Raw genomic sequence first — 21,967 nt, forward strand, 5'->3', positions numbered from 1 at the left:
CCCCGGGAAGAACGCCTGCAGCACGGCGGCGGGAGCCGACGGCCCGTCGAGCGCCCAGCCCACGGCGTAGGGGCGGCCGGTCAGCAGCACGAGCACGACCGGGGTCCCCGTCGCCACGACGGCCTCGACCAGCTCGCGCTGGCGGCCCGGGAGCTCGAGGCTCTCGACGTCGTTGCCCTCGCCGACCGTGCCGCGGCCGAACAGGCCCGCCCGGTCGCCGACGACCACGATCGCCACATCGGAGTCGGCGGCCGCCCGGACCGCCTCGGCGATCCCGGAGTCGTCGTCCCCCTCGACCGAGCAGCCCTCGGCGAGCAGCAGCTCGGCCGAGCCGAACTCGTCGGCCAGCGCGTCCGCGACCGTCGGGATCTCGAAGCCCAGCGGCACGCCCGGGTGGTGCGCCAGCACGTGGTTGGCGAAGGAGTAGCAGCCCATGAGCGCGGGCGCGCTGTCGGCGTTGGGGCCGATCAGCGCGAGGCGGCGCGGCGCAGCGAGCGGCAGGACGCCGTCGTTCGCGAGCAGCACCACCGACTCCTCGGCCAGGCGGCGGGCGATGTCGCGGTGGGCCGGCGAGTCGAGGTCGATCGACTCGGGGGCGTCGTCGAAGCGCGCGTCGAGCAGTCCGAGCCGCTCCTTCTGCGCGAGCACCCGCAGCACGGCCCGGTCGACGAGCGCCTCGTCGGCCTCCCCGGCTCGGATGCGCGCGGCCAGCGGAGCGAGGAACGCGTCGCCCGTGGGCAGCTCCACGTCGATCCCCGCGGCGAGCGCCAGCTCGGCCGCCTCGCCCAGATCGGCGGCGACCGCGTGCATGAGGTGGAGGAACGCGACCGAGAAGTAGTCGGCGACGACCACGCCGTCGAAGCCCCAACGCTCGCGCAGCACGCCCGTGAGGTAGGCGGGCGTCGCTCCGACCGGGTCCCCGTCGATCTCGGCGTAGGAGTTCATCACCGAGCGGGCGCCCCCGTCGCGGATCGCCATCTCGAACGGCGGCAGCAGCACGTCCGCGATCTCGCGCGGTCCGGCGTGCACCGGCGCGTGGTTGCGGCCGCCGCGGGAGGCGGAGTAGCCGATGAAGTGCTTCAGCGTCGCGTCGACGCCGGTGGACTGCAGCCCCTGCACGTACGCGGTGCCGATCGTGCCGACGACGTACGGGTCCTCGGCGATGCACTCGTCGACCCGGCCCCAGCGGGGGTCGCGGATCACGTCGAGCACGGGCGCCAGACCCTGGTGGATCCCGAGCTCGCGCATCGAGCCGCCGATCACGGCGCCGAGCTCGGCCACGAGCTCCGGGTCGAAGGAGGCGCCCCAGGCGAGCGGAGTCGGGAACGTCGCGGCCTGCCAGGCGGCGAGCCCGGTCAGGCACTCCTCGTGGACGATCGCCGGGATGCCCAGCCGCGTCTCCTCGACGAGCCGGCGCTGCTCCGCCCACAGCCAGCGGGCGCGCTCGAGTGGATCGACGGGGCGCGTGCCGTAGACGCGGGTCAGCTGGCCGATCCCCTCGCGGGTCGCCTCGGCGTACCCGGTCGAGGTGGCCATCTCGCCGGCGAGCGGGGCGACGACCTCGCCGCCCTGGTCGACCCAGTAGCCGACCAGCTGGGAGAGCTTCTCCTCCAGCGTCATCCGGCCCAGCAGCTCGGTGGTGCGGGCGGACGGAGCCTGGGGGTCCTCTGGTGCGTGCGGTGCGGTCACGGTGCGACCCTCTCTGCGGGTGGGGCGACGGGTGCGGACGGAACGGGGGACGCGGCGGACGGGCGGATCGATCCGCTCATCCCTTCACCGCCCCCGTCAGCCCGCCGACGATGCGGCGCTCGAAGACGCTGAAGAAGATCAGCGCCGGGATCATCGACAGCGACACGAAGGCGAGCACCTTCGCCGTGTCGACCGAGTACTGCGACGAGAACGCCTGCACTCCGAGCGGGAGCGTGAAGGTGGACTCGTTGTTGAGGATGAACAGGGGCAGCAGGTAGCTGTTCCAGCTCGCGATGAACGCGAGGATCCCCGTGGTGATCACGCCGGGCATCGCCAGGCGCACGACCATCCGGAAGAAGAAGCCGATCCGGCTGCAGCCGTCGATGAAGGCCGCCTCCTGGATCTCGTCCGGGATCGCGCGGAGGAACGGCACCAGGATGATGATCGTGGTCGGCAGGCCGAACGCGATCTGCGGCAGCACCACTCCGGCGAGCGAGTTCATCAGGCCGAGGCTCTTGATCACCAGGTAGAGAGGAGTGATCGCCACGGTCATCGGGAACATCAGGCCGGCGGCGAAGAGCGCGTAGAACACGCCCCGGCCGGTGAAGTCGTAGCGGGCCAGGACGTAGCTCGCCCTCAGGCCGAGCACGACCACGCCGAGCGTCGTCGCGAGGCCGGCGATGGTGGAGTTGCCGACCTCCTGCCAGAAGACGCCGCCGGTGATCACGTCGAGGTAGTTCTGCACGTTCCACGGCGAGGGCAGGCCCGCCGGGTCGGTGGTGATCTGCGCGTTCGTGCGGAAGCCGCCGAGGATGATGTACGCCACCGGGGCGAGCATCAGCGCGATCACGACGATCGCCACGACGTAGGCGATCGTGGTGCCGCGGCCCAGGGGCTGCCGGCGCCGCTTCACCGCGAGAGGCCGAGGGGTCTCCGGAGTGATCGGCGGGGCCGTCATCGTCGTGCCGGTCATCGCTTGTCTCCCGTCAGTGCGCCCGCCGTGTCGCGCCGGAGCACGAAGCGCTGGTAGAGCAGCGCCACCACGAGCGAGATCAGGAACAGGACCACCGCGACGGCGTTCCCGTACCCGTAGTTGCCGGCGTTGCGGCCGTTGGTGACCAAGTAGATCGCCATGGTCGAGGTGCCCGCGGTCGAGGACACGTACTGGCCCCAGATGATGTAGACGAGGTCGAACAGCTGCAGTGCGCCGATGATCGACAGGAACGCCCAGATCCGCAGGGTCGGCGCGAGCAGGGGCAGGGTGATCCGCCGCTGCACCTGCCAGTAGGAGGCGCCGTCGATGGCCGCGGCCTCGGACAGCTCCTCGGGGATGCCCTGCAGACCCGCGAGGAAGAGGATCACGGCGAAGCCGATGTACTTCCACGTGATGATCAGCATCAGCGTCCAGATCGCGATCGCCGGATCCGAGAGCCAGTCCTGCTTCAGCGTGCCGAGGCCGACCTTCTCGAGCAGGCCGTTGACCGCGCCGCTGGTCTGGAGCATCAGGCTCCAGCCGGTGCCGACGACGACCTCCGAGATCACGTACGGCACGAAGATCAGGACGCGGATGATCGACTGCCCGCGCAGCTTGCGGTTCAGCAGCAGCGCCAGGAGGATCGCGACCGGCCCCTGGAGCACGAGCGAGAGCACCACGATGATGCCGTTGTGCGCGAGGGCGTCGTGGAAGGTGGGGTCCTGCAGGATCGTCAGGTAGTTGCGGAAGCCGACGAAGTCCGTCGGCACTCCGTAGCCCTGCCAGCTGAAGAAGCCGTAGTAGGCCGCCATCACGACCGGGAAGATCACGAAGGCGAGGAAGACGATCAGCGCCGGGCCGACCAGGAGCGCGATCTCGAAGCGCCCCGCCCAGCCCACGCTGCGGCGGCGCCGGCGCACCGGAGGCGTCGAGGTGACGCCTCCGGTGCGCGCGGTCCCGCGGGGCTCATCCACTCCGAGGAGCGGGCTCTCGCGGAGTGCCATGGTGGCTAGGCCTTCGCCGCGGCGGCGTTGACGGCCTCGACCAGCTGCTCGGGGTCGCTCTTGCCGGCCAGCAGGTCGACGACTCCGACGTTCAGCGCGTTGCCGACGTTGAGGCCGTAGACGGTGTCGAGCCACTGCGAGACGTACGGGGCCGAGTTGTAGGCCTCGAGGATCTGCTGCAGGTACGGCTCGGTGACCGCCTCCTGCGCCACGGTGTTCACCGGGGGCGCGTTGAAGGCCGCGTAGTACTCCTTCTGCACGTCGGAGGTGGCCAGGTAGTTGAGGAAGTCGACGCACTCGTCGGGAGCGCCCGCGGAGCAGGAGTAGCCGTCGACACCGCCCATGATCGCGCCGGCCTCGCCGTCGCCGCCGTCGATCTCGGGGAACGGGAACCAGCCCAGGTCGGGCAGCGGCTTCTCGTCGGGGGTGAGGGAGGCGATCACGCCGGGGTTCCACGCGCCCATGAGCTCCATCGACGCCTGGTGGTTGGCGAGGAGTCCGGCCGAGCTGCCCGCGCCCTGCTGGGCGGCGGTGGTGAGGAAGCCCTCGTTGAACGGCTCGGTGGCCGAGAAGTCCTGCAGGTCCTCGCCCGCGCGGACCCAGCAGTCGTCCGAGAAGTCCTTGGTGTCGGCCGCCTCGGCCATGGTGTCGGCGCTGCACTCGCGGAGCGCGAAGAAGTAGTACCAGTGCGCGGCGGGCCAGGCGTCCTTCGCGCCGAGCGCGACGGCCTGGGCTCCGCTGCCCTTGATCTTCGTGATCGCCGAGTCGAGCTCGTCGATGGTCTTCGGCGTCTCGGTGACGCCCGCCGCCGTGAAGAGGTCCTGGCTGTAGAACAGGCCGCCCGGGAGGACGGCGACCGGCATCGCCCAGACCTTGTCGTCGAGGGTGTTCGCCGAGAACGAGCCCTCGGGGATCTCGCTGCGCGCCTGGTCCGAGATGCCGTCGGTGAGGTCCTTCAGCTGTCCGCCCGCGACCATGGCGGCGAGCTTGCCGCCTCCGCGCTGGAGGAAGACGTCGGGGGCGTCGCCCGAGTTGAGCGCCGTCTGGAGCTTGCCGTCGAGGTCCTCGTTCTGGATGGCCTGCGACTCGATGGTCACTCCGGGGTTCGCGGCCTCGAAGTCCGCGATCGTCTTGTCCCAGAACTCCTGGCCGGGGCCCGTGGTCGAGTTCTGCCAGAGGGTCATCGCGACGGTGCCGTCGCTCGATCCCGAGTCCTGGCCCGAGCAGCCGGTGAGGGCCGCGACCGTGCCGAGCAGGGCTGCTGTCGCCACTGCGATCTTCCTGAACTTCATCGTCCAACCGTTCTCTTCATCGAGGGCGCCGCCTGGCGCACCGGCGCCGTGGGGGTTCCCGCCTTCGCGGGTGGAGTCAGTGTCCGCAGTGCTTGCGAAAGTGGTCAAACGTTTTCGAAATGGTTTTCGAAGCACGGGTTACAGTCGGCCACATGACCACCCGACCGACCATCCACGACGTCGCCGCTGCCGCCGGCGTCTCGGTGGCGACGGTGTCCAAAGCCGTGAACGGCCGCTACGGCATCGCCCCCTCCACCGCCACCCGCGTGCTCGAGGTCGTGCGCGAGCTCGGCTACGAGTCGAGCCTCGTCGCGAGCAGCATGCGCTCCCGGCGCACGGGCGTGATCGGCGTGCTCGTCGCGGGGTTCGAGCCGTTCAGCGCCGAGATCCTGAAGGGCGTGGGGTCGGTGCTGGCGGAGTCGCGGTTCGACCTGCTCGCCTACTCCGGCTCCCACGAGGGCGAGCAGGAGGGCTGGGAGCGGCGCTCGCTCAGCCGGCTCAGCGGCACCCTCATCGACGGGGCGATCATGGTGACACCGAGCGTGGTGAGCGCCCCCTCCGACATCCCGCTCGTCGCCGTGGACCCGCACACCGGCCGCGCCGACCTGCCGACCGTCGAGTCCGACAACTTCGGCGGCGCCCTGCTCGCCACCCGCCACCTCGTCGCCCTCGGGCACCGCCGCATCGGCTTCGTCGCGGGCCGCGGCGACCTGCGCTCGGCGCGGCTGCGGGAGGCCGGCTACCGGGCGGCGCTGGCGGAGGCCGGCATCGCCTTCGACGAGCGCCTGCTGCGGGTGGGCAACTACCACCGCGACACCGCCCGGCGGCCCGCCTCCTCGCTCCTGTCGCTGGCCGACCGCCCGACCGCGGTCTTCGCCGCCAACGACGTCTCGGCGCTCGCGATCATCGAGACCGCCGCGCACCTGGGCCTCGCCGTGCCCCACGACCTGTCGGTGATCGGCTTCGACGACGTGCCCGAGGCCGCTCGCTTCGATCCGCCGCTGACCACCGTCCGCCAGCCGATGCAGACGCTCGGAGCGACCGCCGCCGAGATGCTGATCGCGCTGATGGCCGGGCGCGAGCCGCGCTCGCTGCACGTGCAGCTGCCGACGCAGCTCGTCCGCCGCGCGACGACGGGACCGCCGGCATGAGCGGCGACGGGACCGCCGGCACGGGCGACGAGCTGGAGGACGACGGCCCGACCGCGGTGCACGCCGCCCTCTTCGACGCGCTGGAGCTGGTGGACCTGCCCGCGCTCGAGGCGCTGCTCGACGAGCGCTTCGTGATCGAGCACCCGACCGGCCTGGTGCAGTCGCGGGAGGAGTGGCTCGCCGACATCGACGAGGCGCGCAAGGAGTACCACGAGATCGACCACGTCGAGAGCGCCCTCTCGGGCGGCGCCGCGCACCCGGTGCTCTCCTCCCGCACCATCACCGAGGCGACCATCGGCCGCCTGCACGCGACCTGGCGGCTCCAGCTGACGAGCCGCCTCGTCCGCCGCGACGAGGGGTGGGTGATCACGCGGACCGTGGTGACGAGCTGGTGAGGCGGGCGGACCGGCGCGTCCGCGGCCGGCTGCAGGCGCGGCGGGCAGGATCGACACCGTGCTCCTCCAGGTCGTGACCCGCTCCGCCCGCCCGGCCGCCGAGATGTTCGACCGGGCGCGCGACATCGACCTGCACACCGCCTCGCAGGCCGGCGCTCGCGAGCGCGCGGTGTCCGGGACGACCACCGGGCTGATCGGCCTGAACGAGCACGTGACCTGGAGCGCCCGGCACTTCGGCGTCCCGCTCCGGCTGACCAGCACCGTCACCGCGCTCGACGCCCCGCACTCCTTCGTCGACGAGCAGACCCGCGGGCCCTTCGCGACCTTCCGGCACGAGCACCGATTCGAGCCCCACGGCTCCGGCTCCGTGATGATCGACCGGCTCGAGTACTCCGCGCCGCTCGGCGTCCTCGGGCGGATCGCGGAGCGGCTGGTGCTCGACCGGCACCTGCGGCGGCTGCTGGAGGAGCGCGGCGCGTTCCTCGCCGGACGCGACCGGTGAGGCTCCTGATCCGGACCCTGCTGACGCTCGTCGCCGTCGCCGGCGTCCTCTCGCTCGCGACGACCTCGGTCCTGTTCGCCCTGTCCTCCCTCGACACCGGCCGGGACGTTGGCGATCTGCTCCTCCCGCTGGCCCGAGCGCTTCTGGCGACCGCCGTGACGGCGGCCGTCGGCGGGCTCCCCTACTCCGCGGGACGGGGTCGCGCGCCCTGGCCGGTCCTCTGATCGGCCTCCACCGTCTGCATCCTCGCGATCGCCTGGATCGTGGTCTCGATCGCGGCGTGGACCGACGCGGGCGACGGGACGGACGCCGTCGTCGCGCTGCTGACCGTGGTGCCCGCCGCCTGCTGCTCGATCGCCGCGGTGCCGGTGACCGAGCTCGTCCTCCGGGTGGGAACCCGCAGGATCGGCGCCCGCTAGCGGATCCGTTCCCGCCGCTTGACGTTGACGCTGCGTCAACCCGTACCGTCGCTTCCATCGCCGCCGGAGTCACCGGCGACGCGGAGACAGAGGGCACTGTGGAGCAGGAGTGGTCCGTGCACGAGGTGGCGCGGCTGGCCGGCACGACCAGCCGGACGCTGCGGCACTACGGGGCCGAGGGACTGCTCCCGGCGAGCCGGGTGGGCGCGAACGGCTACCGCTACTACGACGCCGCCGCGCTCGTGACGCTGCAGCGGATCCTGCTGCTGCGCGACCTCGGTCTCGGGCTGCCCGAGATCGGGCGGATCCTGCGGCGCGACGCGGAGCCTGTGGCCGCTCTCGAGCGGCACCTCGACGTGCTCCAGGAGGAGCGCCGACGGCTCGACCGCCGCATCCGGGCGGTCGCCGGGACGATCACCACGATGAGAGAAGGGAACGGGCCGATGGCCGAGGACATGTTCGACGGGTTCGACCACGCGGAGCACCGCGAGGAGGTGGAGCGATGCTGGGGCGCCCCGGCGTACGCCGACGGCGACCGCTGGTGGCGCTCGATGAGCGCGGAGGACCGCGAGCAGTGGCAGCGGCGGCAGGCGGACCTCGCCGACGCCTGGACCGCCGCGGCGGCGAGCGGGGCGGATCCGACCGGTGAGGAGGCGCTCGCGCTGGCCGAGCGGCACCGCGCCTGGCTCGCCGAGGTGCCGGGCACGCCCCGCGACGCGACCGGCGGCCCGAGCGACGAGTACCTGCTCGGGCTCGGCGAGATGTACGTCGACGACGAGCGGTTCTCGGCGCACTACGGCGGAGTCGCCGGCGCCCGGTTCGTCCGCGACGCGCTGCGGGCACTGGTCGAGCGGCGGGGATGACGGAGGTCTCGTCGGCCGCAACGCGACCCCGCTCCGGAACGGCATGATCGCCTCATGGGACGCATCCGATTCAGCAGTCCGGGCTGGGACGAGGACACTGATCGGGGGCCTGCGCCCGACCCCGACCGTGCCCGGTACTCCCGGGACGACGGGGCGAGGTTCACCGCGATCACGCTCACCTGCCTGTCGGTTCTCCCCGCGATCGTCCTCACGGCCGCGTTCCTCCTCGTGCGGCTTCCTCCGCTCGACCGCGACGACCAGCCCGACTGGACGGCGCCGAGCGCGGACGTCCTGGCTCCGTGGCTGCTGCTGTTCCTGCTCCCACCGCTGGTCACGGGACTGCTCGCCCGTCTGGTCGGCGGGCGGGACTCCTTCCACGGGTTCCTGCTGTCCGCCGCGGTCTGCCTCGTGGTGATGGCGCCGTTCCTCGGCCTCTCGGCCCTGTCGCTCCTCGGCTAGGCGCTGCCACCGCTCACGCCTGCAGGACCACCGCGCCGTAGTGCGTGCCCGCGCCCGTGCCCACCAGCAGCACCGACTCCCCCGGCTGCACGCGCGAGCGGTGCAGGGCAAGCGGGATCGCGCTGCCGATCGTGTTGCCGACCTCGCCGAGCGTGATCGTCATCCGGTCGCGACCCCAGAGGCGGGCCATGCCCTCGAGCCCGGCGGCGCTGGTCTGGTGCGGGACCACCCGGTCGATGCCGGGGAGCCCTCTCGAGAGACCGGGCCGCACCTCCTCGAGGAACGCCGGGAAGTGCCGCAGCGCGTCGACGAGCAGCGCCTTGCCCTGCATGTCGAAGCGGAAGTCGGCGAGCCGGTCGGGCGCCTCCTCGATCCGGATCCGCGAGCCGAAGCCGCGCAGCTCCGCGTGGCGCACACCGCTCGGGCGGGTGCGGAAGTGCGTGGTGACCAGGCCCTGGCCCGGAGTCTCGGCGCGGCCGATCACGACGGCGGCGGCCGCGTCGCCGAAGAGCAGGGCGCTCTCGGGCTGGCCCGGGTCGATGCCGCGGCTGCCGCAGTCGGTCGAGACGATGAGCACGGTGTCGGCGCGACCCGTGGCGAGGAGGAACCCCGCCTCCTGCAGAGCGAAGAGGAACGACAGGCAGGTGGCGCCGACGCTGTACGCCGAGACGTCGTCGAGGCCGAGTCCCGCCGCGAGCAGCGCGCCTCCGTCCGGGATCGCCTGCAGCTGAGTGCCCGAGGCGTTGAGCACCACGTCGACCGTGTCGAGCCCGGCCGCCGCGAGCGCCCGGCGGGCGGCGAGCAGGCCGAGCTCCAGCGGGTCCTCGTCGTCGGTGACCCAGTGGCGGGTGCGCACGCCGGAGCGGCGCTCGGCCTCGTCGGAGGGCAGGCCGCAGAGCGCGGCGACCTCGGCGGTCGTGACGATCCGCTCGGGCAGCGCTTCGCCCGTGCCGAGGATGCGGAGCGGGAGGAGGTCGGGCACGCGGGCCCCTTCCTGCCCCGGGACGTGCGGAGCGAATCCCTGTATAGCGCGCCTCTGCACCTCCGCGCGCACTGTTCGGCGCGGTTTGACGGCACGGGCCCCCGCCGACACCATGGTCCCGGAGCGGGGGACGGATGGACGCGCGCGGTTTCTGGGTGGTCGTGCCCTTCCTCGACGAGGAGAAGCTGCTCGGCGGCGCCCTCGACGCGCTCGCCCGCCAGACCGATCCGGACTTCACCCTCCTGCTCGTCGACAACGGCAGCACCGACGGCTCGCGCGCCGTGATCGAGGAGTTCCGCCGCCGGTGCCCGGAGCGGCAGGTCGCCGTGATCGACGAGGCGCAGAAGGGCACGGGAGCCGCCTCCGACACCGGCTTCCGCCACGCGATCGCCGAGGGCGCGACGGCCGTCGCCCGCACGGACGCCGACTGCCTGCCGAGCGCCGACTGGGTGGCGCGCCTCAAGGCCGACCTCCGCGGCGGCGCCCGCTTCGTCGGCGGCCGCCTGTCCCCGCGGCGGGACGAAGCCGTCTACCGCTGGTACGACGGCGTGCTCGGCACCGCGCTGATCCGCCTGATGGAGCACGCCCCGGGCGTCTTCTACCGCCGCCCCGGCCAGCGGTACCGGATGTTCATGGCCGCCGGCTGCAACCTCGCGATCGACGCCGCGCTGTACCTCCAGGTCGACGGCTTCCCGCGCTCGAGCATCGACGACACCGACGAGGACCTGGAGCTGCACCTGAAGGTCTGCCAGGTGATCGGGCGGAGCGAGGCGCTGCTCGACAAGGACGCGGTCGTGCTGATGTCGATCCGGAAGGGCAAGGCGCTCGGGTACCTGGGGATCGTGCTCTGGTACTGGGGCCGCAAGCGCGGGTTGGAGGTCGTCGATGTCCGATGAGCGCCGGCGCCGCGTGCTGATCACCGGGGCGACGGGCTTCCTCGGCGGCTACGCGGTGCGCGAGTTCCTGGCCTCGGGCGACGACGTGCTCGCCACCGGTCGCGCCCCCGAGGCGCTGGCGCGGCTGGAGGAGGAGGGCGCCACGGTCCTCCGCGCCGACCTCGCCGAGCTGGGCGCGACGACCGTCGAGGCCGACGTGCTCGTGCACGCCGCCGCTCTCTCGAGCCCGTGGGGCACGTGGAGCGAGTTCGAGCGCGCGAACGTCGCGGGGACGGAGGCGATGATCGCGCTGGCCGAGCGCTGCGGGATCCGCCGCTTCGTCTTCGTCTCCTCGCCGAGCATCTACTCCGCCCGGCGCCACCAGTACCTGGTGCGGGAGGAGGAGGTCGACGCCGGCAGCCGGATGAGCCTCTACATCCGCAGCAAGATCGAGGCGGAGCGGCTGCTGCAGGAGGCGCACCGCGCCGGCCGGATCCCCGAGCTCGTGATCCTGCGCCCCCGCGGCCTGATCGGCGTCGGCGACCCCAGCCTCCTCCCCCGCTTCGTCGCCGCGAGCCGCCGCCGCGGCATCCCCCTCTTCGACGGCGGTCGGAACCCCGTCGACATCACCTGCGTCGAGAACGCCGCGCACGCGCTGGTGCTCGCCGCCGACGCTCCCGTGGCCGACGGCGGCGTCTACAACATCACCAACGGCGAGCCCGCTCCGCTCGGCGACCTCCTCGAGCGCTTCTTCGCCGCGATGGGCGAGGAGCCGCGCTTCATCCGCGTGGACCTGCGCGTGCTGACCGCGCTCGCCGAGATCCTGGAGCGGGTCTACCGGCTGCTGCCCGGCCGCGAGCCGCCGTTCACCCGCTACACCGTGGCGACCCTCGCCTACGCGCAGACCCTCGACATCTCGCGGGCGCGGACCGAGCTCGGCTACGAGCCGACCGTGCCGCTGGCCGAGGGCATCCGCCGGGTCGGCGAGCACCTGAGGGGGACGCGTGGCTGAGTCGTCGCTGCAGGTGATGGCGTGCGGGAGCACCGTCTTCCCGCTGTCCCGGGTGTTCCGCGGGAAGGGGCTCCCCCGCCGCGTCTTCCCCTCGAACGTCTTCCTCTACACGCACGCGAGCGGCCGGCGGGTGCTCGTGGACACGGGCTACCCGCCGACGTTCCGCGGGACGGGCCTCATCGGACGGCTGTACGAGCGGATCCTGCCCGCGACGGTGCCGGACGACGAGACCGTCGACCAGCGGCTGCTCGCCCTCGGCCTGACCCCGGCCGACGTGGAGTTCGTGGTGCTGACGCACCTGCACCCGGACCACGTGGGCGGCGTGCGCTGGTTCCCGGACGCGACGTTCGTGCTGTCCTCGGGCCAGGTCGCCTCCGTGCGGCGGAACCGCGTGCGCGAGGGGATCTTCCGCGCGCTGCTGCCGCCGGGGTTCGCGGCCGGGATCGTGGCGGACGAGCAGCCCGCGACGACGATCGCGGGGCTGACCGGATTCGACCTGTTCGGCGACGGGTCGCTGCTCGTGGTGCCGCTCCCGGGGCACGCACGCGGTCACCTCGGGGCGCTCGTCGAGGGGCGCGTGCTCGTGGCCGGGGACGCGGCGTGGGGAAGGGAGTTCCTCGGCTGGTCCGGGCGCCTGCGCCGGCTGCCGCGGTTCATCAGCGACGACGCACGGGCGCACGAGCGGACGTCCGAGATGCTGGAGCGGGTGGAGGCGGCGGGCGTGCGGCTGTGCTTCTCGCACGACGCGTATCCGGAGGGGGACGTGCGGCTGGGTGGCGCGGCACCCGTCGGCAGGAAGTCGCCGACCTGACGGCGGGACGGCTCGCGTCGTACCCTCTCGTCCATGACGGACTACGCCCGACCGGCAGTCGCGGACCGCGTCTTCATCGGCGAGGACGGCCGACCCATCCCCTACGGCACTCGCTGGCAGGGTGAGTCGCCTCCGGACGAGAGCTACTCCGTCACGAGAGATCTCGAGCGTTTCCAGCCGCTGCACACCGTCGCGGACGCCCTGCTCGAGCACCTCGAGCGCACCTACGACGTCACGGTCGAGGACGACCCGGCCCTGGCCTCACGAGACGAAGCGGAGATCTCCTGGGCCGCCCGCGCCGTCCGCGTGACGCCGCGGTCGGTCGACGCCGCACCTCTGACGATCGTTTGGACCGTCTTCCCCGGCGTCCTCCTCCACGCCGGAGCACTGCACCGCTTCAACTACCCCGTCTGCGGCTGCGACGCCTGCGACGACGAGTGGACCGCCCTCGCGGACGACCTCGAGCGCACCGTCTTCGACGTCGTCGCGGGCCGCTACGAGGAGAGCATCGCCGCCGGGAAGGACGGCATCATCGTCGGCTACCGCATCGGGAGCGGCAGTGAGCTCGGCTGGTCGAGCGGCTACAGCAACGACGTCGGGGGGCATCACAGGATCGGCCACGACGGGCAGCAGCTGACCGCGCCCTTCAGTCGAGTGTGGGAGGCCTGGCCGGAACGCTGACGCCGCGGCCGGCAGACTCTCGCGAGGTCATCGACCCTGTCCGAGGAGTGACGCGCCTGCCGCCTCGGGCCGCGAGATCTCGAGTTCCGATGCTCGACCAGCCTCTAGCGGTCGTCAGCGGGGCAGGTCCTCGTAGGGGACGCGGCGGCTCAGCCAGGCGAGCAGACCGGCGGCGAGCGCCGCGATCGCCGCAGGGATGAGCAGCAGCCAGAGGGCCGAGGTCACGGCGACGAGGACGAGCGCCGCCGCGGCGACGCCGGCGCCGATCGCGAAGTTCCAGCGCACGTCCGTCGCCACTCCGCCCTCCGGTCGCGCCCACAGCACGACGAGGGCCGTCGCGATCGGCCCGAGCAGCAGCCCCAGCACGAACCAGCGCCAGCGCGAGCGGCCCTTCTGCTCGGCCAGACCGGCGGTGACGATCGCGAGTCCGAACCAGATCCAACCGGAGTCCTGGGTGAGTGTCATGCGTGGAGCCTAGGGCGCGGGCAGGATCGCCCCGGAGAGGTCGCCGGTCGGGGGCGTGGGCCTGTCGCCCGCGTCTCCCGCTCAGCGGTCCCCGGCACGGCGCCGAATTCCTCCGCTACCCGGGCACCACCACGAAGGCGACGCCGACGACGAGGCCCAGCACGAGAGCCGCCGAGCCGAACCCGATCAGGAGGGCGAACGTCAGCGGACGGGTCTCGCGGAAGCTCATCGTGCCGGGGATCAGCTCGTTGATCTCGGAGGGGCTGAGCGTCTTCTCCGCGGCGGGCGGCGCCTCGATCTCCTGCCGACGAGCGGCTCCGGTCAGGCGCGCCCACACGCTCCGGCCACCGGTGTGCACGCCACGCGCCGCCGGCAAGAGCGGCGTCGTCACGGCGGCGACGACGGCCCGCAGATCCTCGAGCTCCCAGTCCGCCCCGCGGAGCCGCAGCGACCGGCTTCCGTCCGACAAGAACAGGATGAGCGACGGCGGCAGATCGATCCCCTCACTGTTGGGGCCGGCGGGCACCCATGCGAGCAGCGCCTTCACCGACGGGTCGGCCCGCTCGAAGGTCACGACCCTGCCTCGAGCGTCCGTGCACTCGATCGCCCGGTCCGAGATCCGGAGCGACGCGGTGGCGAGGAACCGCCGATTGCGGAGCGCCAGCACTCCGACGATCACCAGAGCCACCACGGTGGCGAAGCCGAACAGCCCGAGGTAAACGGCCAGCGCCGCACCGCGGTCGTCGGCGACCACGACTCCCCAGACGCTCCCCGCCAGCAGGACCAGCGCGGGGAGGACGGCGACGGGCCTCAGCCGTCGCGACTCGTTCTTCTGCCGGGCCCTCGAGGGCCGGAACTCGCGAACCGGCTCCGAGCGGTCCGCCCGTCGCCGCCCCATCAGGCCGACGCGACGGACGGAGAGCCAGTGCGGACGCGGTTCCGAAGAGGGTCGTCGAGGATGCGGCGCATGGCGTCAGGGTAGCGGTGGCGTTTGGTCGTGCCGCGCGGGACGTCGGCTGACGACAGGTCGGCCCCTCCCGAGGTGCTGCCGCCGGGCACGATCATCCGAGCGAGGGCTCGTCCGGGTCGACAGACTGGGCTGGTGTCCTCACCGATGACGATCCGCGCCGTGCCGACCTCGGCCCAGCGTGAGGAGATGTACCTCAGGCTCCATCTCGCAGAGAGCAGGCGAGTGCTGCCTCTCGCGGCCGTCCCCGGCGATCGGCCTCCTCAGGACCTTCCGTACCGGACCGCGCACTCGACGCACGCGGGACGCCGGGCGCGGCGGCAGCCCGCCGGGGGCCGAGCGCCCTGACGCGACTCCCGCGCCGCCGGCCACACGACGCCCCCACCCGACGCCCACGCACCCACTCCAGACAGGACCCGCCATGACCTCCTCCCTCTCCCACCCGGCGAGCCGCTGGGCTCTCGACCACATGCCCCTCACCGCGCAGGCCGTCCGGGAGCTCGCTCCGGTGCTCTCCGGGAAGAAGCTGGCGATCTGCCTCCACGTCGAGCCCAAGACCGCCGCCCTCGTCTCGCTCCTCGTCGAGGCCGGGATGGACATCGCTCTGACGGGCTCGCCCGGAACCACGAAGGACGACGTCGCCGACGACCTCCGCGCCCTCGGCGTGCACGTGCACACGAAGCAGAGCGACGGCGAGGCGGAGCACCTCCGCAACATCGAGAAGGTGCTCGAGCACGATCCCGATCTCACCCTCGACAACGGCGCCGACCTGACTCTCCGGCTCATCAACTCGGGCGTCCCGGACCACTACCTCGGCGGCACCGAGGAGACCACCACCGGCGGCATCCGCCTGCGGGAGAACAGCGCGACCCTCCCGCGACCGGTCGTCGTCATCAACGACTCGCCCCTCAAGCTGATCGTCGAGAACGAGTACGGGGTCGGCCAGAGCGTCGTCCAGGGCTTCATGAACGCCACGAACCTCATGATCCCGGGCACCCGCGCCGCGGTCATCGGCTACGGCCCGTGCGGGCGCGGGGTCGCCGACACCCTCTCGCAGCTCGGAGCGCGGGTCTCCGTCGCCGACGTCGACCCGATCCGCTCGCTGCAGGCGATCCTCCGCGGCCACCGCGTCGGAGCCGTCGCCGACGTCCTCTCGGACGCGCAGTTCGTCTTCACCGCCACCGGCGCACCCGGCGTCATCGGCGCGGCGGAGATCGACGCGTTCGCCGACGGCGCCGTGATCGCCGGCGTCGGCCACTTCCCGTGGGAGATCGACGAGGACGCCCTCGCGGCCGCCACGGAGTCGACCACCGAGTTCGCCGACGGACAACGCCGGCAGGGCATCCGCCTGAAGAACGGCAAGCGGATCGTCCGCCTCGAGAACGGCCGGATGATCAACCTCACCGCGGCCGGCGGCAACCCGATCCAGGCGATGGACCTCGGCCTGACCCTCCAGGCACGGAGCCTCGCCGCTGTCGTCACCGCGGACCTCGACGCCGTCGTGCAGCCCGTCCCGGCCGACGTCGAGCACCGCATCGCGACCGACCTCGTGGCCCTCCTCAGCCGCTGAGGGGCGAGCGGCGGGTCCTCGGCGGCGATCCGCGGGGCGGCGGCGCCGCACCTCAGAAGACGGCGATCGGATTGACCGGAACGCCGGTGAGCCCGAGCAGGCGCGGTGGGGCCACGCTGAGCAGGAACGACCAGCGGGACAGCTCGGCGCAGACCACGGCGAGCTGCTCCACGTCCGCACTGTCGATGAGGGGCATGCCCAGCCGTGCGAGCGCGACCATGTGCATCGGCATCTCGGGATCGTGAGGGGGGAAGCTGTCGCCGACGTCCCCCGCGTAGAGCGCTACGCCCCGCTCGTGCATCCAGGTCACGGCGTCGACGGTCATGCCGGGGGCCTGCTCCTCCGAGTCCCAGGAGAAGCCCCACCCGCTGCGGACGACGAGCGCGTCGCCGGACTGCAGGGGGACGCCTCCCGGCGCTCGGCCGCGTCGAGGTCGGCGGCGACGATCGCGTGCGCCGCCGGCAGCCTCCCCTGCGGCGCGAGGTCGAGGAGGACTCCGCGCGTGACGATGCCCTCGGCGAACGAGGAGGTGGATCCGTGCATCACTCCGCCGGCGGTGACGGCTTCGGCGAGAGGCCGGCCCGGGTAGACGACTCCGTCATCGACGGGCAGGTGCGCGAACGCGTCCAGGTGGGTCATCGCCGGGTGGTGCGGAGTCACGATCAGCACCTCGGACATGCCCATCGGAGGGGTTCCGGTGTAGAGGAGCGCCTGCTGCACCGGGGGCGACGGCGGAGCGGCGGGCGCGAAGGGGCCGCCCAGCATCGACGCGGGAGCCACGGGGAGGGCGAGCGAGACCCAGCGGCCGGTCCTCACCTCCTCCGCGGCACGTCGCCGTGCGGCATCGTCGATGAGGGTGAGCGTGCCGAGCTCGTCCTCCGCGCCCCATCGGCCTCGGTCGTCGGGGAGCTGCGTGCCGGTCATGGGATGTCCTGTCGGATCGATGTGGTCCGGGGTGTGGTGCACACTCCAGGGAGGGGACTGCAGAAGCAGGTCCCTGCAGGCTACCTCGTGAAGCAGGTTCCTGTTTCTTTGAATCACCCGGGAGGGATGTGGGCGTGGACGACGACGAGGGACTCGAGGCCGTCCTCGGCTGGAACGCGGTCAAGGTCGCGCGGATCATCGGCGCGCGCATCACCGCCGGGCTCGCGGAGCACGACGTGAGCCTGGTGCAGTTCGGCGTCCTCTCCTGCCTCACCGGCGGAGCGCAGCTGACCTCGGCCGAGATCGCCCGCGCGGTCTTCGTCCGCCCGCAGACGATGTCCGAGGTCCTCGACGGCATGGAGCGGCGAGGGCTGATCGAGCGTGTCGGAGTCCGCGGGAAGGGCCGACGCACACCCATCCGTACGACCGCCGACGGGGAGCGCGTCCTCACCGCGGCGCGCGCGGTCGCGCTCGCGACCAACGACCTCAGTGACGTCGGCCTGAGCGCCCCCGCCGCCCAGCAGCTGAACGACCTCCTGCTCACCGTCATCCGGAACGCCGAGGAGCCGACGGGAGCCGGGTTCGGGTCCTGACGAGGTCGAAGCCGGGCTTCGGAGCATCGCCGACGCAGGACCTCGTCCAGACGGTGTTCACAACGAAGGATGGATCTGCTCCAGGACCCCGCGATCCGCGCGGAACGGGCGCCGGAGCCTCATCCTTCCTCCGTCGTGAACAGGATCAGCCGAGCGGGGCCGACGAAGGACGTCCGCTTGGGCGCCCTCTTCCGGACGTGGCCGGAAGAGGGCGTTGCCCACGGCGCTCGCAGCTGTCACGGTCGCAGGGCGGCCGACGACGGCCGACCCGACCGGAAGACCCCATGCGCCTTCGAAGCACTGTCCGCCCGCTCGCGCTCCTCACCGGCGCCCTCCTCCTCGGGACCGGCCTCGCCGCCCTCGACGGGCCGCTCACCGGCACCGCGGCCGCGGCTCACGCGGCCGACGCTCCCGTCGCGGGCGGGCGCGTCGTGGGCTGGGGATACGACGAGGACGGTCGGACGAGCGCCCCCGAGGATCTGACCGACGCCGTCTCCATCGCGGCCGGCCAGTACTACGGCGTCGCGGCGAGGAGCGACGGCACAGTGGCCGTCTGGGGTGACAATCTCGAGGGCGGCCCCATCCCGGCGGACGACCTCCGCGGCGTCGCGGCCGTCTCCCCCGATCTGGCGCTTCTCGAGGACGGCACCGTTGCGCCGCTCTTCCCCCCGGAGGACCGGTACACCGAGCCGCAGGCGGGGCTGAGCGGCGTCACCGCGATCGACTCGAGCGGCACCCACAGCGTCGCGCTCCGCGACGACGGGACAGTGGCGATCTGGGGGTACGACCAGGGGCGAGTGCTGGAGGCGCCTCCCGGTCTGGACGACGTCGTGGCGATCTCCGCCGCGTCCTTCCACACCCTCGCCGTCACGAGAGACGGCAGCGTCGTGAGCTGGGGCTACGACGGCCCCGACGACATCTTCGCGGGCTACTCCGACATCGTCGCGGTCGCGGCGGGACGGACCCACGACCTCGCCGTCCGCGCCGACGGCAGCGTCGTCGCCGAGGGGAGCGACAGGGACGGAGAGAGCGACGTCCCCGCCGGGCTGACCGGTGTCGTCGCGGTCGCCGCCGGGTACGGGCACAGCGTGGCGCTCCGCGAGGACGGCACCGTCGCCGCCTGGGGCGACGACGGTGCCGGCCAGTCCACGGTTCCCGCAGGACTGAAGGGGGTCACCTCGATCGACGCCGGCTACGGCTTCACCCTCGCCACCGGGACCCGTCCCGTCCTCACGGCTGCCGCGCCTCCCACGGCGACGGTCGGCACTCCGTTCTCCTTCGCCTTCGGAGGGGATGCGCGCCTCGCGGACCACACCCTCGCCAGCGGGACGCTCCCGCCCGGACTGACCCTGACTCCCGAGGGGTTCGTGACGGGCACGCCCGCAGAACCCGGAACCTCCGACTTCACCGTCACCGCGACCAACTCCTTCGGAACGACCACCACTGCCTCCCGGCGGATCACCGTCGAGGCCGCCCCGCCTGCACCCGTCGCGCCGACGATCAGCGGAACCGTCGCAGCCAGCGTCGTCGACTCGGCCTACGACTTCACCTACGCGGTCGCGGGAACTCCGGCGCCCGTCGTGACCGTGTCGTCGGGCGCCCTTCCCCCGGGTCTCACCCTCGACCCGACGGGGCGCCTCACCGGCACTCCGACCAGGACCGGCGCCTACGTCTTCACCGTGCAGGCCGCCAGCACCGCCGGAACCGCGACCGCGCAGAGCACTCTCACCGTGTCCCCTGCGTCCGCTTCCGCGAAGGCCGACCTTCGCGTCGACGTCTCCGCTCCGACCACCGCGGTGAAGGGGAGGACGTTCACGTACACGCTCATCACGAGGAACGCCGGACCCTCCGCGTCGACGTCCGTCTACTCGAAGGTGATCCTCCCGCCGGGGGTGCGGTTCGTCTCCGCGACGGGGAAGTACACCCGCATCGGCAGCGTCGTGGTCTTCCAGCGCTCCAGCCTCGGCAACGGGCGGACATCCACCGAGAAGATCACCGTCACGGCCGTGAGCGCAGGCACGGGCACAGCGCTCGCAACCACCTTCTCCGTGAGGACTCCGGATCCGTCGATCCGCAGCAACGCCGACACCGCTGCCACCACCGTCCGCTGAGGAGGGTCGGGCGGGCGACGAGACCCTCCCGCCCGTCCTCGTGTATCACGCCGGGCGCAGCCAGTCCGTGATCGCGCCGACGACCTGGTCGAGGTGGGACTCGAGCAGGAAGTGCCCGCCGTCGACGAGCTCGATGCGCGCGTGGGGCGCGTCGCGGAGGAACGCCTGGGCGCCGGCGGGGGCGAAGATCTCGTCGTTCCGGCCCCAGACGGCGAGGACGGGGACTCCGGACTCGCGGATCCACGCATGCACGGCGGGGTAGAGCTCGCGGTTGGTGGCGTAGTCGCGGAAGAGCGCCAGCTGCACGTCGTCCTGGCCGGGGCGGGCGAGGAGCGCGAGGTCGTGCTCCCAGGCGTCCGGGTCGACGGTGCTGGAGTCGGGGACACCGTGGGTGTACTGCCACTCGACGGCCTCCCGGCCGAGAGCCGGCCGGAGTGCGTCGCGCGTCTCGTCGGTCCGCTCGGCGGCGTCGGCCCAGATCGGGTCCCAGAAGCCGGGCACGAAGCCCTCCTCGTAGGCGTTGCCGTTCTGCGAGATCACGGCGACGACCGCGGACGGATCGGCGAGGGCGAGGCGCCAGCCGACGGGGGCGCCGTAGTCCTGCACGTAGATCGTGTACCGGGTCACCCCGATGGTCTCGAGGAAGCGGCCGGTCACCGCGGTCAGGGCGGCGAACGTGTAGTCGAAGTCCTCGATGGAGGGCGCGGACGAGCGTCCGAAGCCGATGTGGTCGGGGGCGATGACGCGGTAGTGGCCGGCGAGGGCGGGGAGGAGGTGGCGGAACATGTGCGAGCTGCTCGGGTACCCGTGCAGCAGCAGGAGGACGGGCGCGTCGACGGGACCGGCCTCCCGCCAGAAGACGTCGAGTCCGTCGACGGACACGGTGCGGTGATGGACGACGACCATGGCTAACCCCTACAAGTCGATTTACTGGTTAGTCGGACGCTAGCATGGATCGAACGGGCCGCACGGCGCGGGAGGACGGGGAACGATGGATCGGGACGAGGAGCTGCTCCTGGCGGTGCTGAACAGCGCGCCGGTGGTGGACGGACGGCCGACGGACGACCTCGGCGACGCGGCCGGTCGCGAGCTCGCCCGGCGGTGGGGCGGAGTCGGCACCGAGGACGAGCTCGAGCGGCTGCGCCGCGCCCGCGACGCGCTCCAGGCGGTCGTGCGGTCGGGCGCGCCCGCGGCCGTCGCGGAGCTCGCGGACCTGGTCGCGCGCGCCGTGCGCACCCCGCGCGTCACCGATGAGGGCGTCGTGTGGGAGCTGAGCGCTCCCGAACCGGATCGACTCGCGGTGGAATCGGTCCTCGCCTGGTCCGCTGTGAACGCCCGGTTCCCCGGGCGGCTCCGCGCCTGCGCGAACGACGAGTGCAACCTCTTCCTCCTCGACCGCAGCCGCCCCGGCACCGCCAAGTGGTGCTCGATGGCGACGTGCGGCAACCGGATGAAGGCCCGCGCGCACGCGAGCCGGTCGCGGGACTGAGGGCGGCCGGGAGGCGCAGCGGCGAACGCTAGGCGCCGCGCAGCCGGGCCGTCGATGCGGACGCCTGCGCTCGAGCCCGTTGCAGGGCGTCCTCGCGTCCGGCCGCGTCGAGGCGGGCGGGACCGTAGGTGACCACCGGGGGCAGGACGTCGTAGCCGACGAACTCGAGCATCCCGCGATGGATGTGGAAGAGGAACGACTGCAGGTCGCCGTAGCCGTCGGCGGCGCCGGGCGCGAAGGCCGCCTCGCCGCCGCCCGTCGTCAGCAGGAGCATCGCGCTCCTGCCGCGCAGGCCGCCCTCGGCGAAGACGCCGTGCTCGCCTCCGAACGTCGCGCCCATCACGAAGACCCGGTCGATCCAGCCCTTCATGATCGCCGGCATCGAGAACCACCACAGGGGGAACGAGAGCACCAGGAGATCCGCCTGCAGCAGCTCGTCGAGATCGCTCGTGACGGGCTCCCCGAGCGTCTTCTCGAGGACCGCGGTCATCTGCTGCGCCTGCGGCTTGAAGTAGCCGGAGCCGGCCGCGAACTGGTCGCGGTGCAGCACCGGGTCCCGGCCCTCGGCGTACAGGTCGAGCCGGCGCACCTCCATGCCGTCGGCCCTCAGCTGCTCGAGGACCGCGTCCGCCTGCGCCGAGGAGAAGGACCGCTCCTCGGGATGGGCGTGGACGAGCAGAGCACGGCGAGCGGGAGCGGTCTCGGAAGCATCGGTCATGCCGCCGATCATATCGACGATT

At 72.6% G+C, this 21,967-nt stretch carries 26 protein-coding genes; 15 read left to right on the top strand and 11 right to left on the bottom strand.

What is annotated here, in order from left to right; genetic code table 11:
• The 4 genes from C5C35_RS14050 to C5C35_RS14065 form a co-directional block, all read right to left on the bottom strand.
• On the bottom strand, nucleotides 1–1,620 hold a 1,620-nt coding region (locus tag C5C35_RS14050; protein ID WP_104263364.1), incomplete at its 3' end, for a glycoside hydrolase family 3 protein.
• A 145-nt stretch (nucleotides 1,621–1,765) separates the two neighbouring features.
• Nucleotides 1,766–2,662 carry a carbohydrate ABC transporter permease gene (locus C5C35_RS14055; protein WP_104263365.1) on the bottom strand — a complete coding sequence of 299 codons (897 nt, stop codon included), beginning with the start codon at nucleotides 2,660–2,662 and terminating at the stop codon, nucleotides 1,766–1,768.
• Complete coding sequence (locus C5C35_RS14060) at nucleotides 2,659–3,666, bottom strand: carbohydrate ABC transporter permease (RefSeq protein ID WP_104263366.1); 1,008 nt, start codon at nucleotides 3,664–3,666, stop codon at nucleotides 2,659–2,661. Before C5C35_RS14060 ends, C5C35_RS14055 begins: the two co-directional genes overlap by 4 nt.
• A 5-nt stretch (nucleotides 3,667–3,671) precedes the next feature.
• Nucleotides 3,672–4,958: an ABC transporter substrate-binding protein gene (locus tag C5C35_RS14065; protein WP_104226346.1), complete on the bottom strand. Its 1,287-nt coding sequence runs from the start codon at nucleotides 4,956–4,958 to the stop codon at nucleotides 3,672–3,674.
• A gap of 152 nt (nucleotides 4,959–5,110) precedes the next feature.
• Here C5C35_RS14065 and C5C35_RS14070 point away from each other — a divergent pair, with 152 nt between their 5' ends.
• The 7 genes from C5C35_RS14070 to C5C35_RS14095 all read left to right on the top strand — a co-directional run bounded on the left by C5C35_RS14070 (nucleotide 5,111) and on the right by C5C35_RS14095 (nucleotide 8,747).
• Nucleotides 5,111–6,109: a LacI family DNA-binding transcriptional regulator gene (locus C5C35_RS14070; RefSeq protein ID WP_104263367.1), complete on the top strand. Its 999-nt coding sequence runs from the start codon at nucleotides 5,111–5,113 to the stop codon at nucleotides 6,107–6,109.
• Complete coding sequence (locus C5C35_RS14075) at nucleotides 6,106–6,504, top strand: nuclear transport factor 2 family protein (protein WP_104263368.1); 399 nt, start codon at nucleotides 6,106–6,108, stop codon at nucleotides 6,502–6,504. The genes C5C35_RS14070 and C5C35_RS14075 overlap by 4 nt, the downstream gene beginning before the upstream one ends.
• 58 nt (nucleotides 6,505–6,562) lie before the next feature.
• Nucleotides 6,563–7,006 carry an SRPBCC family protein gene (locus C5C35_RS14080; protein WP_258069075.1) on the top strand — a complete coding sequence of 148 codons (444 nt, stop codon included), beginning with the start codon at nucleotides 6,563–6,565 and terminating at the stop codon, nucleotides 7,004–7,006.
• A complete protein-coding gene (locus C5C35_RS14085; protein ID WP_104263369.1) occupies nucleotides 7,003–7,230 on the top strand; it encodes a hypothetical protein in 228 nt (75 codons plus the stop codon). Before C5C35_RS14080 ends, C5C35_RS14085 begins: the two co-directional genes overlap by 4 nt.
• Before the next feature lie 39 nt (nucleotides 7,231–7,269).
• The gene (locus C5C35_RS17050) at nucleotides 7,270–7,425 is read left to right on the top strand and encodes a hypothetical protein (protein ID WP_181134108.1); all 156 of its coding nucleotides are present in this window, start codon (nucleotides 7,270–7,272) and stop codon (nucleotides 7,423–7,425) included.
• Nucleotides 7,426–7,541: 116 nt separating this feature from the next.
• Nucleotides 7,542–8,288, top strand: a complete 747-nt coding sequence (locus C5C35_RS14090; protein ID WP_258066364.1) for a TipAS antibiotic-recognition domain-containing protein — start codon at nucleotides 7,542–7,544, stop codon at nucleotides 8,286–8,288.
• A 54-nt stretch (nucleotides 8,289–8,342) separates the two neighbouring features.
• Nucleotides 8,343–8,747, top strand: a complete 405-nt coding sequence (locus tag C5C35_RS14095) for a hypothetical protein (RefSeq protein WP_104263371.1) — start codon at nucleotides 8,343–8,345, stop codon at nucleotides 8,745–8,747.
• 13 nt (nucleotides 8,748–8,760) lie between these two features.
• Here the strand turns inward: C5C35_RS14095 and C5C35_RS14100 are convergent, their stop codons facing one another.
• Nucleotides 8,761–9,729 (bottom strand): 3-oxoacyl-ACP synthase III family protein, encoded by a 969-nt coding sequence (locus C5C35_RS14100; protein WP_219814180.1) that lies wholly within the window; start codon nucleotides 9,727–9,729, stop codon nucleotides 8,761–8,763.
• A gap of 134 nt (nucleotides 9,730–9,863) precedes the next feature.
• Between C5C35_RS14100 and C5C35_RS14105 the strand changes: the two genes are divergently transcribed.
• From C5C35_RS14105 to C5C35_RS14120, 4 genes are read left to right on the top strand one after another with little or no spacing between them, the layout of a single operon-like run.
• Nucleotides 9,864–10,625, top strand: a complete 762-nt coding sequence (locus tag C5C35_RS14105; protein WP_104263373.1) for a glycosyltransferase — start codon at nucleotides 9,864–9,866, stop codon at nucleotides 10,623–10,625.
• Nucleotides 10,615–11,616, top strand: coding sequence for an NAD(P)-dependent oxidoreductase (locus C5C35_RS14110; protein WP_104263374.1), 1,002 nt, complete (start codon nucleotides 10,615–10,617; stop codon nucleotides 11,614–11,616). The genes C5C35_RS14105 and C5C35_RS14110 overlap by 11 nt, the downstream gene beginning before the upstream one ends.
• Complete coding sequence (locus C5C35_RS14115; RefSeq protein ID WP_104263375.1) at nucleotides 11,609–12,427, top strand: MBL fold metallo-hydrolase; 819 nt, start codon at nucleotides 11,609–11,611, stop codon at nucleotides 12,425–12,427. Before C5C35_RS14110 ends, C5C35_RS14115 begins: the two co-directional genes overlap by 8 nt.
• A gap of 33 nt (nucleotides 12,428–12,460) precedes the next feature.
• Complete coding sequence (locus tag C5C35_RS14120) at nucleotides 12,461–13,108, top strand: DUF6226 family protein (RefSeq protein WP_104263376.1); 648 nt, start codon at nucleotides 12,461–12,463, stop codon at nucleotides 13,106–13,108.
• Nucleotides 13,109–13,222: 114 nt separating this feature from the next.
• Here C5C35_RS14120 and C5C35_RS14125 read toward each other — a convergent pair whose 3' ends face one another.
• Together C5C35_RS14125 and C5C35_RS14130 are read right to left on the bottom strand one after the other, a co-directional pair.
• Entirely contained in the window at nucleotides 13,223–13,573 is a 351-nt protein-coding gene (locus C5C35_RS14125; protein ID WP_104224914.1) for a hypothetical protein, read from the bottom strand.
• A 115-nt stretch (nucleotides 13,574–13,688) separates the two neighbouring features.
• Entirely contained in the window at nucleotides 13,689–14,471 is a 783-nt protein-coding gene (locus C5C35_RS14130) for a hypothetical protein (RefSeq protein ID WP_104263377.1), read from the bottom strand.
• 490 nt (nucleotides 14,472–14,961) lie between these two features.
• On the opposite strand from C5C35_RS14130, the gene C5C35_RS14135 reads away from it, so the two are divergent.
• The gene (locus tag C5C35_RS14135; RefSeq protein ID WP_104263378.1) at nucleotides 14,962–16,110 is read left to right on the top strand and encodes an adenosylhomocysteinase; all 1,149 of its coding nucleotides are present in this window, start codon (nucleotides 14,962–14,964) and stop codon (nucleotides 16,108–16,110) included.
• A gap of 52 nt (nucleotides 16,111–16,162) precedes the next feature.
• Here the strand turns inward: C5C35_RS14135 and C5C35_RS17145 are convergent, their stop codons facing one another.
• A complete protein-coding gene (locus C5C35_RS17145; protein ID WP_374953124.1) occupies nucleotides 16,163–16,510 on the bottom strand; it encodes a cyclase family protein in 348 nt (115 codons plus the stop codon).
• Nucleotides 16,432–17,034, bottom strand: coding sequence for a cyclase family protein (locus tag C5C35_RS14140; RefSeq protein ID WP_219814184.1), 603 nt, complete (start codon nucleotides 17,032–17,034; stop codon nucleotides 16,432–16,434). The genes C5C35_RS17145 and C5C35_RS14140 overlap by 79 nt, the downstream gene beginning before the upstream one ends.
• A 134-nt stretch (nucleotides 17,035–17,168) precedes the next feature.
• Here C5C35_RS14140 and C5C35_RS14145 point away from each other — a divergent pair, with 134 nt between their 5' ends.
• A complete protein-coding gene (locus tag C5C35_RS14145) occupies nucleotides 17,169–17,627 on the top strand; it encodes a MarR family winged helix-turn-helix transcriptional regulator (protein ID WP_104282929.1) in 459 nt (152 codons plus the stop codon).
• 284 nt (nucleotides 17,628–17,911) lie between these two features.
• Nucleotides 17,912–19,738, top strand: a complete 1,827-nt coding sequence (locus C5C35_RS14150; RefSeq protein WP_104263380.1) for a putative Ig domain-containing protein — start codon at nucleotides 17,912–17,914, stop codon at nucleotides 19,736–19,738.
• A 45-nt stretch (nucleotides 19,739–19,783) separates the two neighbouring features.
• Here the strand turns inward: C5C35_RS14150 and C5C35_RS14155 are convergent, their stop codons facing one another.
• A complete protein-coding gene (locus C5C35_RS14155; RefSeq protein ID WP_104263381.1) occupies nucleotides 19,784–20,644 on the bottom strand; it encodes an alpha/beta fold hydrolase in 861 nt (286 codons plus the stop codon).
• An 85-nt stretch (nucleotides 20,645–20,729) separates the two neighbouring features.
• Here C5C35_RS14155 and C5C35_RS14160 point away from each other — a divergent pair, with 85 nt between their 5' ends.
• A complete protein-coding gene (locus C5C35_RS14160) occupies nucleotides 20,730–21,227 on the top strand; it encodes a CGNR zinc finger domain-containing protein (protein ID WP_104226331.1) in 498 nt (165 codons plus the stop codon).
• A 28-nt stretch (nucleotides 21,228–21,255) separates the two neighbouring features.
• Here the strand turns inward: C5C35_RS14160 and C5C35_RS14165 are convergent, their stop codons facing one another.
• Complete coding sequence (locus C5C35_RS14165) at nucleotides 21,256–21,945, bottom strand: NAD(P)H-dependent oxidoreductase (protein WP_104263399.1); 690 nt, start codon at nucleotides 21,943–21,945, stop codon at nucleotides 21,256–21,258.
• Nucleotides 21,946–21,967: the final 22 nt, after the last annotated feature.

It is taken from the genome of Rathayibacter sp. AY1F8, assembly GCF_002932165.1.
GTDB lineage: Bacteria > Actinomycetota > Actinomycetes > Actinomycetales > Microbacteriaceae > Rathayibacter.